Origin of the sequence: Carboxylicivirga litoralis, from assembly GCF_025499605.1 — a bacterium.
GTDB classification, from domain to species: domain Bacteria; phylum Bacteroidota; class Bacteroidia; order Bacteroidales; family Marinilabiliaceae; genus Carboxylicivirga; species Carboxylicivirga litoralis.
The window spans coordinates 1-14,225 of the sequence record NZ_JAFMVC010000005.1; the positions used below are offsets into that span (position 1 = coordinate 1).

At 40.2% G+C, this 14,225-nt stretch carries 7 protein-coding genes; all 7 read left to right on the forward strand.

Translation table 11 applies throughout. From position 1 onward, the window contains the following. Positions 1–2,235 (forward strand): TIM-barrel domain-containing protein (locus J1N10_RS06510; protein ID WP_262325879.1); only part of this gene is annotated, 2,235 nt, incomplete at its 5' end. 76 nt (positions 2,236–2,311) lie between these two features. Then, complete coding sequence (locus J1N10_RS06515; RefSeq protein WP_262325880.1) at positions 2,312–4,711, forward strand: glycoside hydrolase family 95 protein; 2,400 nt, start codon at positions 2,312–2,314, stop codon at positions 4,709–4,711. 5 nt (positions 4,712–4,716) lie between these two features. Next, positions 4,717–6,891 (forward strand): beta-glucosidase family protein, encoded by a 2,175-nt coding sequence (locus tag J1N10_RS06520; RefSeq protein ID WP_262325881.1) that lies wholly within the window; start codon positions 4,717–4,719, stop codon positions 6,889–6,891. A 163-nt stretch (positions 6,892–7,054) separates the two neighbouring features. After that, positions 7,055–11,143 (forward strand): two-component regulator propeller domain-containing protein, encoded by a 4,089-nt coding sequence (locus J1N10_RS06525; RefSeq protein WP_262325882.1) that lies wholly within the window; start codon positions 7,055–7,057, stop codon positions 11,141–11,143. Between the two features lie 15 nt (positions 11,144–11,158). Continuing rightward, on the forward strand, positions 11,159–11,893 hold the full coding sequence (locus J1N10_RS06530; protein WP_262325883.1) for a family 43 glycosylhydrolase: 735 nt from the start codon (positions 11,159–11,161) through the stop codon (positions 11,891–11,893). Further along, positions 11,808–12,662, forward strand: coding sequence for a family 43 glycosylhydrolase (locus J1N10_RS06535; RefSeq protein ID WP_262325884.1), 855 nt, complete (start codon positions 11,808–11,810; stop codon positions 12,660–12,662). Before J1N10_RS06530 ends, J1N10_RS06535 begins: the two co-directional genes overlap by 86 nt. 130 nt (positions 12,663–12,792) lie before the next feature. After that, the gene (locus J1N10_RS06540; protein ID WP_262325885.1) at positions 12,793–14,211 is read left to right on the forward strand and encodes a sialate O-acetylesterase; all 1,419 of its coding nucleotides are present in this window, start codon (positions 12,793–12,795) and stop codon (positions 14,209–14,211) included. The last annotated feature ends 14 nt before the right edge of the window (positions 14,212–14,225 follow it).

Below are 14,225 nucleotides of genomic sequence, written 5' to 3' on the forward strand. Positions count from 1 at the left end.
AGTCGCTTTGGAAATTCAAACGACTATGGACAAATGTCACAATTTAAGCTATTCAATAAAGAAGGTAAAGAAGGCGGCCTGACTGCAACCTATACAACTGGAGAAGGTAAAGTTTTTGTGCAGCAGGATGAATCAGAAATTGACTATGAACACCTTGAAGCTGTGAAGAAGTTTCCGGCTGATTTCCCTTTTTATAATTCCGATATCATCTGGGAAGGTGAGATTGAGGCTCCTGAATCAGGAACTTATCATTTTAAACTGTACTATGCCGGTTATACCCGCGTGGAAATTGATGGCAAGGAAGTGGTGGAAGAGCGTTGGCGTACGGCGTGGAATCCCAATACGTATAAGTTTACTGTTCACCTGGAAAAGGGTAAGCGTGTGCCAATTAAATTAGATTGGAAGCCAGATGGAGGAATTTCATACATTGGATTAAAAGCTTTGAGTCCTAAAACGACTGAGGAGCAAGGAAAACTGGCTTTGTGGTCTGAAATGGGACAGGAGTTGGATTATTACTTCATCCACGGCGATAATATGGATAAAATCATCAGCGGTTATCGTCAGTTAACTGGTAAGGCAACCATTTTACCGCGTTGGGCTTACGGATTCTGGCAGAGTCGTGAGCGTTATAAAACGCAGGATGAAATTGTTGGTACACTAGCCGAATTTCGTAAACGACATATTCCAATCGACAACATTGTTCAAGACTGGTCGTATTGGGAAGAAGATCAATGGGGAAGCCACGAGTTTGATCCTGCACGTTTTCCAAATGTGCAGAAAATGATGGATGATATTCATGAGATGAATGCCCGCTGTATGATTTCTGTATGGCCTAAATTCTACAAAAATACCGACAACTACAAAGAACTGGATGCTAAAGGATATATCTACCAGAAAGCAATACAGGACAGTATTCGCGACTGGATTGGTCAAGGGTACATTGGTTCGTTTTACGACCCATACAGCCAGGGAGCCAAAGAATTATTCTGGGATCAGATGAAGGAAAACATCTACAAATATGGCATGGATGCTTGGTGGATGGATGCTTCGGAACCGGATATTTTATCGAATGCCAGTATTGAGTATCGTAAAGAGCTTTGCGGTCCAACAGCCGTTGGTTCTTCAACGGAGTTTTTTAATACCTACTCGTTGGCCAATGCCGATGCAATTTATAACGGACAAAGAAGTGTTGACCCTAATAAACGCGTGTTCTTATTAACACGATCGGGTTTTGCTGGATTACAGCGTTATGCAACAGCTACCTGGAGTGGTGATATTGGGACGCGCTGGGAAGATATGAAAGCACAGATTACCGCAGGTATGAACTTTGCGTTGTCGGGTATTCCATATTGGACCATGGATATCGGAGGTTTTTGTGTAGAGAAACGTTACGAAACAGCTAAAGAGGGCAGCGAAGATATGGAAGAGTGGCGCGAATTGAATACGCGCTGGTACCAGTTTGGAACATTTGTACCATTGTACCGTGCGCACGGTCAGTATCCTTATCGCGAGGTATTCCATATTGCACCTGAAAATCACAAAGCTTACAAAAGCATTGTGGCCTATAATAAACTGCGCTATCGACTAATGCCATATATCTATTCGTTGGCCGGTCATGTGTATTTCGATGACTACACCATGATGCGCGCCTTAGTCATGGATTTTGCCAATGATAAAAAGGTTGAAAATATTGACGATCAGTATTTGTTTGGCCCATCATTAATGGTTTGTCCGGTGTATGAATATAAGGCTCGTTCGCGAGAAGTGTATTTACCTAAAGGAAGCACCTGGTACAATGTTTATAATGGAGCGATGATTGAAGGCGGACAAACTATAAAAGCAGATGCACCCTATGAGCAAATGCCACTGTTTGTGAAAGCCGGTTCGATACTACCTGTAGGACCAGAGATTGAGCATACTGCGCAAAAACTGGATGCTCCTATCAAGCTGATTGTTTATACAGGAGCTGATGGCGAGTTCAAACTATATGAAGACGAAGGTTTGAACTATAATTATGAAAAAGGTCAGTATAGTACGATTCAATTGAGCTGGAGCGAGGCTAATAAAGTATTAACCATTGGTAATCGCGAAGGTGAATATGAAGGTATGGCAAAGGAAAGAGAGTTTGAAGTAGTATTTGCCTCAAAAGCTAACAAGGTAACATTCGATTTTGATAAATTCTCAGGAAAGAAAGTGACTTATAAAGGTGAAGCTATCCAGATTGACTTGAAGTAATGAATTGAAGGGGAACGAGGTAATCCCGGCAGGCTCTTGTTTGTCGGGATTTTTCATAAAACAGAAAAATAATACAATGCGACAATTTTATACATTATTGCTCCTTTTGTTGGCTTTTAACCTTGCGCTTAAGGCCAATGAGCCGCAAAAAGGCTTTGTGAGCTGGTTACCTGCCGCTAAATGGGAAGATGCGCTTTTAACCGGAAACGGAACCATGGGAGCTATGGTGATGGGTAACCCCTTCGAAGAAACGATTATTCTGAACCATGCCTTATTATACTTGCCTAACGAGAAGCCTGTCATTCCGCCCGATATGATACCTCATCTGGACGAAATTAAGCAGTTATCTTTAGAAGGGAAGTATCAGGAAGTAGCAGAATTGGGTTTTAAACTGTGGCAGGATGCTTATGGAGCCAAACGATGGACCGACCCGTTTGTGCCGGCAGCTAATCTGACGATTGATATGCCTGCCAGTAATGTGGATAGCTATCGACGATTGGTTAATTATGAAACAGCCGAAGCCATTGTTGAATGGACCGACCAAAATGGAAGCTATTCACGTAAAACTTTTGCATCAAGAGCTGATGGCGTGGTTGTAACCTATATTAAAGGAACAGCACCGGTTACGGCTGAAATTTCATTACACAAGCAACCGCATTCATGGGAGCAAAATGCTATGATGAATGAGTTGATCACCAGTTCTTCGACCAACATTGAAGAGGGGTTTATGCATTATCATTGCGAATATGGCAAAGCACACCAGTATTCGCCCGATGGATACGATGGCTTGCTTAAAGTGATTATAAAGGGTGGAAAGCTGACTGAATCAGGAAATCGTTACAAGGTGCAGAATGCAAGCGAAGTAATAATTCTCACTGCCATTGACCCTTACAAAGGAAGTAATAAAGGCGTAATTTCCAACCTGCGGAAGAAGCTCAATAATATTGATGTTGATTACTCGAAATTGCTAAAGAGGCAAAAAGACAGTCATGGCAAATTATATAATCGTGTTTCGTTATCTCTGGGAGCCTCTGATGAAGTAAATAATATGACGTCTGAAACATTGGTTTCAAATGTAAGAAGAGAATCATCAGCAGGGATGATTCAGCGTCAGTTTGAAGCCGCGCGCTATCATATTTTATGCTCTACAGGAATCAATCCGCCTAACCTTCAGGGGATATGGAGTGGTACATGGACGCCGCCATGGTGTTCTGATTTTACACACGATGGAAATGTGCAAGTGGCTATTTCGAACTTGTTAAACGGGAATATGCCGGAGCTGATGATGGCTTATTTCGATTACCATGAGCGCATGATGGACGATTACCGCACTAATGCTAAGCAGTTTTATGGCGCAAGAGGTATTCATGTTCCGTCTCACACCAGTTCTCATGGCTTGAATAACCATTACGATGAAACCTGGTGCATGGAATACTGGAACGGCGGTGCCGGATGGGCTGCATCGTATTTTTACGATTATTATTTGTACACGCAGGATAAAGCATTTTTAAAAGAACGGGCTTTCCTTTTTATGACAGAGGCATTACTCTTTTGGGAAGATTTTCTGACCATGGGAGAGGATGGCAAATACATAGTGGTACCTTCTTATTCACCTGAGAACAATCCATTGGAACATCGCTGGCAGAATTGCATCAATGCCACCATGGATGTGATGATTATAAAAGAGTTAACCCGCAATTGGATAAGTGCGGCAAAAGTTCTGGGAATAAGCAATAAAGAGATAAAAGCGAAACAGTTGTTCTTGAGTCAACTGCCCGATTATCAGATAAGTGAAGATGGTGTGTTAAGAGAATGGCTTTGGGATGGATTAACAGATAATCAGGGACATCGCCATGCATCGCACCTTTATGGAGTTTACGAAGTGCCAGATAAGGAAATATTAGAATCTAAAGAATTACAGGAAGCTGTAAAGCTTACCATCAATGAACGCATGAAAATACGTAAACTGCAGCAAGGTGGAGAAATGGCTTTTGGAATGTGTCATCTTGGGTTTGCGGCTGTTAATATGCAGGATGAGGCTACTGCCAGTGAAATATTAGAGTATTTGTCGAAATATTACTGGACCAATAGTATGGCCACAACTCATAATCCGGGAAACCTGTTTAACATGGACATTAGTGGTGGTATTCCATCCTTGGTAACCCGAATGATTGTTAACAGCCGTCCTGGTTATGTCAATGTATTTCCAACATTGCCAGCTGATTGGGAAAAAGGAGAGATAAATGGTGTTCTGGCAAGAGGTAATATTACTTTTGAAAGTATCAAGTGGGATGTTAACAGTGCTCATTTGAAGTTAGTTTCGGCGCTCAGTCAAAAAGTACAAATCGATTTTGGTGCTGACTATGCTTTGGGTGATTTAGCAGTAAGTGGCTGCAGGTATTCAGAAAAAAGTGGTGTATTATCTGTCTGGTTAAAAGCCGGGCAGAGAGTTGAAATTGAGGTTAATAAAAAATAATGGATATGAAGAGATTGGTGGTTTGCCTTATGTTAGGGATAGGAACTATGATATCGGTGTATGCACAGTCAAGTACAGATATGGAAAAGAAAATTACTGAGTTAATGAACCAAATGACCTTGGAAGAGAAAGTTGCCATGTGTCATGCTCAATCAAAGTTTAGCTCCCCCGGAGTGCCACGTTTAGGTATCCCGGAAATTTGGATGTCGGATGGTCCACATGGAGTAAGGGGAGAAATCAATTGGGATAACTGGGGTTATGCCGACTGGACGAATGATTACATAACCGCTTTTCCGGCACTAACCTGTTTAGCGGCTACGTTTAATCCAGAATTATCCTATGATTATGGTGTCGCTCTTGGTGAAGAAGCACGTTATCGGAAAAAGGATATACTATTGGGACCGGGAGTAAATATCTATCGAACGCCACTAAATGGGCGTAATTTCGAGTATATGGGCGAAGACCCTTATCTGGCATCTGTTATGGTGGTGCCTTACATAAAAGGTGTGCAAACCAATGGGGTAGCCGCTTGTGTGAAGCACTACGTATTAAACAATCAGGAGCAATGGCGTGGGCATATCAGCGTAAATGTTAGCGACAGAGCTTTGCACGAAATTTATCTGCCGGCCTTTAAATCTGCTGTTCAGGAAGCTGGGGTTTGGTCAATAATGGGGGCCTATAACAAATTTAGAGGTCAACACACCACGCATCATGAGTTACTTAATAAAATTTTGAAAGAAGACTGGGAATTTGATGGTGTTGTGGTGAGTGATTGGGGTAGCGCTCATGATACAAAAGAAGCGGCGATCTATGGACTGGATATTGAAATGGGTTCGTGGACCAATGGTTTGACATCGTCTATTGACCTGGCTTACGATAACTACTATTTGGCTACACCATTTTTGAAGATGTTAAAAGAGGGCGAAATTAGTGAAGATGTATTGGATGATAAAGTCAGACGTATTCTTCGCTTAATGCTTCGCACAAATATGAGTGAGAATCGTGCAATGGGACGAATGAATAATAGTAAGCATTCTGATGTAGCCAGAAGCGTAGCAGCAGATGGTATTGTATTGTTAAAGAATGAAAATGACTTTTTCCCGATTAAGCCCGATGCAGAATTAACGATTGCAGTGATTGGAGAGAATGCGACACGTTCAATGACCGTAGGAGGTGGTTCTTCCGAATTAAAAGCCAAATACGAAATATCGCCTTTGGAAGGCATTCAGAAAAGATATGCCAAAGCCAACATTCTTCACTCATTGGGTTATGCTTCAGGGCCGTCGGCTTATGGACGCGAAATACCATCTGAGTTAGATGCCGATTCGTTGGTTAATGAAGCTCTTGAACTCGCCGCGAAAGCTGATATCGTGTTATTTGTAGGAGGCCTAAATAAGAACCATTATCAGGATTGTGAAGGTGGTGATAGAAAACACTATAAATTACCTTTTGGACAGGATGAGTTAATCGAAAAGCTTGTGAAAGTGAATAGTAATCTTGGGGTTGTTCTGGTAAGTGGAAATGCCGTAGAAATGCCATGGCTCAGCCAGGTTGAAGGCCTTATTCAATCGTGGTACAACGGTAGTGAAGCCGGTAATGCCTTAGCCGATATCTTGTCGGGCGATGTTACGCCATCGGGCAAATTGCCTTACTCATACCCGGTTAAATTGAAAGATAACGGAGCGCATTACTATGGTGAACTATCGTATCCTGGCGATAGTATTGAGCAGTATTATAAGGAAGATTTGCTAGTGGGATATCGTTGGCACGACACAAAGAAATTTAAACCGCAATTTGCCTTTGGTTATGGCCTTTCATACACATCGTTTAAAATGAGTGATTTCAAACTCAATAACAAGCAATATAATCAGGATGAAATCATTAAGGTCACTTGTAAGGTTACAAACACAGGCGATGTTGCAGGTGCCGAAGTGGTACAGGTATATGTGGGTAAACCAAAATCAAAAATTAAACGATCTGTCAAAGAGTTAAAAGGCTTTAATAAAATATATCTCGAAGCCGGAGAAAGTAAAACTGTAACTATTGAAATTCCCGTTGAAAAGTTGAAGTTCTACGATGAAACAGTGTCAGACTGGTCGTTGGAGCAAGGAAACTATGTTATATATATTGGAAATGCATCAGATAATATCCTGAATAAGCAAAAAATCAATATAAAATAGTATTTTAAAGAGGGTGAAAACGAAGTTTGTTCATCAAGTGGAGTCGAGATGAAATGTAAAAGAAGTTGATTGTCAGTGTATAATCGCTTCTGTTCTGCTCGATGAACAGCTTCATTTGATGTTTTGTACACCCTCTTTTTTAGTTTCAATAACCAAGTTTCAAATGATAAAACAGCTTCTATTCTTTTTTGCATTCGTGTTAGTGACACAAGTTGTTGGTGCTCAAAAGCAATATTCTTTTCTTCAGGTTAATAATGCCAATGGTTTAGTCAATAATCAAATAACATGTATTCATAAAGATTCCAGGGGATTTATCTGGGTGGGTACAGTGGCTGGATTAAGCCGTTATGATGGTAGCTCTTTTGTCAATTACAAGCACATTCCAACAGATTCAACTACGCTGATTGATAATTATATCCTCACTATTCAGGAGGATTTTTCTGGTAGTTTGTGGATAAAAACGACCTGGGGATATACTGTATTTGACAATAAAAAAGAAACGTTTTATCGCAATATAAATGACTACCTGGGAGACATTGGACAAGAATTAAATATTGCTGAAGTATACTGTGATAAAGATAAACAACTTTGGTTGAAGCAATACAATCAGTTACACTTCCAGAAATGGGATGCTGAAAATAAGCGATTGTTATCAGTTTTTCCGGATAAGCAGAAGTCCGATGAGATTTTAATTGACTTCAAATATGCTAATAGTGAATATTACTGCCTGTTTAATGACGGTACTATTGAGTGTTATAACGATTCAACCTTTGAACTGACCCTTCAGAATCGCTTTTTGCATCATAAACTTGGGGCTGATAGTCTGAATGCAAAGATTTTTATTGACTATGAAAGTGATATCTGGTTTTATGGAAACAATAAAGGGGTTTACCACTTCGATACATCTGTCGGTGCGTGGAACCATTACTCGGTTGATAGCAAAAAAATAGAGTTAACAAGTAATATCATTCGCAAAATCATACAGGATGACAAAGGCTTAATTTGGGTGGGTACTGACCATGGAGGCGTCGATATTGTTAACAAATTCACGCAGGAGGTCACGCATATTTACCACCAGGAAGACAACGAGAAGAGCATTGCGCAAAATACCATAACTGATTTATATCTTGATAATAATAACATTGTATGGGTTGGAACCTACAAAAACGGTTTAAGTTATTATCACGAGAGTATTCATAAATTTCCTCATTTCAGGCATGTGTTAAGCGATGATACGAGCCTGCCTTTTAGTGATGTTAATTGCTTTGTAGAAGATAAGAAGGGAAACTTGTGGATAGGAACCAATGGTGGTGGATTGATTTATTTCGACAGGCACAATAATACGTTTAAAAGCTATCGCTACGAAAAGGGTAATCCGCAGTCCATAAGTAGCAATGTGGTTGTTAGCTTATATATCGATGCCTATAACGAATTGTGGATAGGAACCTACGCAGGAGGCTTAAACCGGTTTAATGGTAGAAGTTTTAAACGATATCAGGCAGGTACAAATTCAGCAAACGGACTACGTAATAATAATATTTGGTCGATATTGGAGGACGACGATCAACAGATATGGATAGGAACTTTGGGTGGTGGAATTGATGTTTATGATCGTATAAATGATACCTTTCTTCCGCTTCCTAACAATGGTGACAAACCCTTATTATCTGTTTTTATTAACCAGATTATTAGGCTTAAGAATGGCAATATGTTTATTGCAACAGCCGATGGAGTTACCTTCTATGATGTTAAAGAGAAACGTTATAAGAACCATCCGGTTAGTTATCAGGTTAAGGCGTTACCAATAGGGCACAAGACGGTTTATGATTTATTTGAGGACTCCAGAGGCCTTCTGTGGATTGCAACCAGAGAAGGTTTATACGTTTTCAACCCTAATACAGAATTCTTTAAGTATTTTACCGATAATGATGGCGTGCCACATGATATTATAAATTGTATTGAAGAGGATGCATCAGGTAAAATATGGATTAGTAAATCAACCGGTTTAAGTCAGATAATTGTCAATGAGCTAGCTCCCCAAAGTGTTTATTCATTTTCAGTTTATGACTATACTGAAGAAGATGGTCTGCAAGGAAAAGAGTTTAATCCCAATGCCAGTTATCGGACCTTCAACAACGAACTCATATTTGGCGGGCCAAATGGGTTTAATCTTTTCGATCCCCGCAATATTAAGTACAACTCGGTTTTACCAAAAGTTACCTTTACCGATTTTCAGATATATAACCAGAGTATCTCACCAGGTTCAGCAAGCAGAGATAATAAGCTTTTGGATACATCTATTGAATCAACTGAGAAAATAGTTATCAAACATTCAATGAATGTGTTCTCCATTGATTTTGCAGCCCTTGACTTTTTTATTCCCGAGAAAACAAGGTATCAATATAAACTTGAGGGGTTTAATGATGAATGGCTGCTTCTTGAAAATAATCAGCATAAAGTAACCTATACCAACCTAAATGCTGGCGATTATTACTTTAAAGTGAAGGCGGCCAATAATGATGGTGTGTGGAATGATGAATATGCACAGTTGCATATTAAAATATTGCCACCGTTTTATGCTACACCACTGGCATATATTCTTTATCTACTGACGATTATTATCATTATTGTATACTTCCGTTACTCCATGTTGCGAAAAGAGCGTATCAAGTTTGCCATCAAACAAGAGCGTCTTCAGGCTAAGCGTAATCACGAAATGGATGAAATGAAACTGCGCTTCCTGACCAATATCAGTCATGAGTTCCGAACGCCTTTAACATTGATATTGACACCACTTCATAGGTTATTGGAGAAGGAGAAAGAACAAGATGACCGAAAACTGTTAAAAGTGATAGACCGTAATGCCAAGCAACTGCTCGGTTTGGTTAATCAGCTGCTCGATTTTCGTAAGTTGGAGTTGCATGGGCTGAAATACAACCCCTCCTATGGAAATATTGTATTATTTCTAAATGAAGTAAACGAGGGCTTTGAAGAAGCTTTTACCAAAAAGAACATTGACTTTGGCTTTGAACATAAGGTTGATAAACTCATGCTCAATTTTGATAAGGATAAGCTTCAGAAGGTAGTCATGAACCTGCTTTCAAATGCCCTTAAATTTACACCTGAAAATGGTAAAGTGAGGATATCACTGAAGGTTGATGAGGATAAGCAAATTGTTCAAATCATAGTGGAAGATTCAGGTGTTGGTATCCGTGCCACTGAAAAAGACAAAGTCTTCACACGTTTTTATCAATCAGATAACAATAAAAAGTTGGGGCTTTCAGGTAGTGGTATTGGTTTGAACCTGGCGCGTGAAATGGTACAGCTACATAACGGGCGAATAAATTTTGAAAGTGAAGAAGGTAAAGGTGCTAAGTTTTTTGTTGAACTACCAATGAGTACAGAGGTAGATGAAAGTATAGCAGTTGCAGCAACTGAAACAATTGACGATGATATTATACGGGTCGAAAATCAGGCGGAAAAGAATAAACCTTCCATTATGCTGGTGGAGGACAACCTCGATTTCAGAACCTTTATGAAAGAGACGCTGGAAGACAAATTTAAAATCTACGAAGCTGCAGATGGGGAAATTGCCAGCAAGCTTGTTTTCAAAGCTATGCCCGACCTGATTATTAGTGATGTAATGATGCCAAATATTGATGGATTAGAACTTTGTAAATTATTACGGAACGATATCCGAACATCACATATTCCACTCATATTATTGACCGCCCGAACAGCCGATGAAGACAAAATTAAAGGGTTGGAGATAGGGGCAGATGACTACATCACCAAGCCTTTTAACATGGAGTTGTTGATGCTTCGTGTCAATAAATTACTTGAGAAACGTAGTAAACAGCACCAGCATTTTCAAAAAACAATTGAAGTGGAGCCCGGTGAAGTTAAAATCACTTCAATGGATGAAAAACTAATAAAAAAGGCAATTGACCTAGTTGAAAAGAACATTGCAGAAGCCAATTATTCCGTGGAAGATTTTAGTAGGGACCTGGGCATGAGTCGGGTGTATCTCTATAAAAAAATGACTTCATTAACCGGCAAGTCACCTATTGAGTTTATTCGCATTATCCGTCTGAAGAGAGCTGCTCAATTACTCGAAAAAAGTCAGAAAAACATTTCACAAGTCGCCTATGATGTTGGATTCAACAGTCCACGTTTGTTTAGCAAGTATTTCAAGAATGAATACGGCATGTTGCCGACTGAGTTTGTAAAAGCTAAGAATAAAAATAATTAAATAAATAGTTTGAAAATGAGATTATTAATTACACTGTTGTTAGCGGTGGTATGTTATACTCTATCCGCTCAGAAACAATCTATACCAAACAATAAAGAGTACACGAATCCGATATTTGCCGGAGATTATCCCGATCCAAGCATCTTACGCGATGGGGATGATTTTTATCTGGTTCACTCTTCATTTGAGTATTATCCCGGACTTTTAATATGGCACTCTAGCGATTTAATTAACTGGCAACCTGTTACCAATGCTTTAAACAAATACGTGGGGTCGGTGTGGGCGCCTGATTTGATTAAGCACGAAGGAAAGTATTATATCTATTTTCCGGCCAGTAACAAAAATTACGTTGTAACTGCCGATAACATTAATGGCCCCTGGAGCGACCCTGTTTTACTTGATATTAGCCTGATTGACCCAGGACATGTAAGTGACGAAGATGGCAATCGTTATCTCTATTTCAATAACGGTAGTTATGTGCCTTTGTCAAAAGATGGTTTGTCCATTGCCGGAGAGGTTACAAACAGTTACGAAGGTTGGGATATTCCACGTGACTGGTCTATTGAGTGTTTTTGCATGGAAGGACCAAAGCTATTTAAACGAGGCGAGTACTATTATCTAACAGTGGCTCAGGGGGGGTACCGCCGGACCGCCGACGGGACATATGGTGATTTCCGCACGTTCCAAATCGCCTTTGGGGCCATGGGAAAACTCGCCTTACAACCCAATTTTACGCACCCAATCGGTTGATGAACAATGGTGGTCAGTTGGGCATGCCACTATCTTCGATGATTGCAACGATGAGTGGTACATGCTGTTTCATGGCTACGAAAATGGTTTTTATCATATGGGACGACAAACCATGCTCACTCCGCTTGAATGGACTAAAGATGGATGGTATAGAATACCAGATGCCATTAAGATTGACCAACCTATCGCTTTACCAGATCTAGAGAACAAGCTTTCTGAAAAGTTTGATTTATCTGATCCGTTTAATACAACAGTATTAAGAAGTCATTGGAGGTTTTATAAAGAAAATGATGATGCCAGATATGCCTGTAATTCAAATGGTCTTGTTATAAATGGTAAAGGCAATGATGTGTCCAACTGTGCTCCTTTATTAACAATACCAGCAGATCATAGTTATACAATAGATGTTGAAATAGAAATAGAGGGTGATGCCATTGGGGGACTGATACTGTTTTATAACGAGCGTGCCTACTCTGGTATTCTGGCCGATAAGCATAATGTTTTAGCTAATTTGCGCGGATGGCAGTTCACTACCGAAAAGGAAGTCATTAAAAGACATGTTCATCTGCGATTAAAGAACACCAATAATATCGTAGACATGTATTACAGTCTTGATGGGAAAGAATGGATGAAGATTGAAAACTCCTTTGATTGTTCAGCCTACCATCATAATGTGCTAAGTGGTTTTATGAGCTTGCGCATAGGCTTGTGCTCTATTGGCAACGGAAAGGTAAGGTTTAAGAATTTTAGTTATCAATCAGGTAACTAGCTGTTTGTGTTTTAGTCCTTAGGGGATGACAATGAGTATTACTTATCATTTTAATACCTGATTGGCAACAAAATTACACCAGACATCTTAAAGGTCTGTATACCTTGCACTCATTATAAAATATAGAATAATGAGCGCAAGGTATTTTTATTTGAAAGCCGGGCTATTTTTTGCAGCCCTATTAATAACAATGAGTGTTGATGCCAATGTTTCGCTGCCAGCCATTTTTGGCAACCACATGGTGATGCAACAGAATTCAGAAGTGAAATTGTGGGGCTGGGGAAAACCCCTGGAAGATGTTTATGTGACCACAAGCTGGACTACTGATACACTTCACACCGTTGTTGATCAAAACGGAAACTGGGCAGTGTTTTTATATACACCTGCAGCTGGTCAAACGCATGAAGTCAGCATTCAAGGTTATAATAAGCTAACCCTTTCTGATATTTTAATGGGCGAAGTGTGGCTTTGTTCTGGTCAGTCTAACATGGAGTGGTCGGCCAATCATGGTTTTATCGACAGCGAAAAGTATGTTAAAGATGCTAAAAATGATGAAATCAGACTTTTTCACGTGGTTTGGAAAAGTTCACCATATCCTTGTATCGATTTAGATGGCGAATGGGTCAAATGTACTCCAGAAACCATGCGTCCGTTTAGCGCCATAGCTTACTTTTTTGGTAAAGAGCTGAATGAAAAAACGGGTTATCCGGTTGGTTTAATAAGTTCTAACTGGGGAGGTACGCCAGTCGAATCGTGGATTCCGGAATATGAAATTAAGTCGCGTAAAGAGTTGGATGCTGCAGCTAATAAACTCCCTCACTTTGCCTGGGCTCCCAACGACATAGCCTACACATACAATGCGATGATTGCTCCTCTGTTACCTTTTACCATCAAAGGAGCACTGTGGTACCAGGGAGAAGCCAACGTGGACAATGCCTGGGCATACACCGATATGCTGGCTTTGATGGTTAAGACCTGGCGCGAAAAATTTAATACTGATTTTGCATTTTACTACGCGCAAATTGCTCCTTATATGCATTACCAAAATGATGATGGCGTGAAAGTGCGGGATGCACAACGCAGGGCCCTGGAGGTAATTCCAAACTCAGGGATGGCACTGATGAGTGATATTGGCGACACGGCTGATATTCATCCGCGCAGGAAATTTGAAGCCGGGCATCGTTTTGCACAGCTGGCTTTAAACAAAACTTATGGATATACCGAATATCCGGCCTCTGGTCCTCTTTATCAGAGCCACAAAATAAAAGGCAACAAAGTAACGGTGTCGTTAAGTTCTGCTAAAGGCCTGCATAGTACTGATGCAACAGTAAGTGGATTCGAAGTAGCCGGAGAGGATTTACTGTGGCATCCTGCTACGGCCAACATTAAAAAAGACCAGGTAATTGTTCAATCGTGTGAAGTACAACAGCCCGTTTATGTCCGTTTCGAATGGAAAAACTCGGTGATTCCTACTTTGTTTAATGAGGCTGGCCTGCCGGCATCGAGTTTTACAACTTATGAATGGTGGCATGTAAAGCATTCATTGTAAGGGTTATTATCTGA

Bases quoted from the DNA above. Each gene is read 5' to 3' on its own strand.
- J1N10_RS06515 (WP_262325880.1), top strand. From the start codon at position 2,312: ATGCGACAATTTTATACATTATTGCTCCTTTTGTTGGCTTTTAACCTT.
- J1N10_RS06520 (WP_262325881.1), top strand. From the start codon at position 4,717: ATGAAGAGATTGGTGGTTTGCCTTATGTTAGGGATAGGAACTATGATA.
- J1N10_RS06525 (WP_262325882.1), top strand. From the start codon at position 7,055: ATGATAAAACAGCTTCTATTCTTTTTTGCATTCGTGTTAGTGACACAA.
- J1N10_RS06530 (WP_262325883.1), top strand. From the start codon at position 11,159: ATGAGATTATTAATTACACTGTTGTTAGCGGTGGTATGTTATACTCTA.
- J1N10_RS06535 (WP_262325884.1), top strand. From the start codon at position 11,808: ATGGTGATTTCCGCACGTTCCAAATCGCCTTTGGGGCCATGGGAAAAC.
- J1N10_RS06540 (WP_262325885.1), top strand. From the start codon at position 12,793: ATGAGCGCAAGGTATTTTTATTTGAAAGCCGGGCTATTTTTTGCAGCC.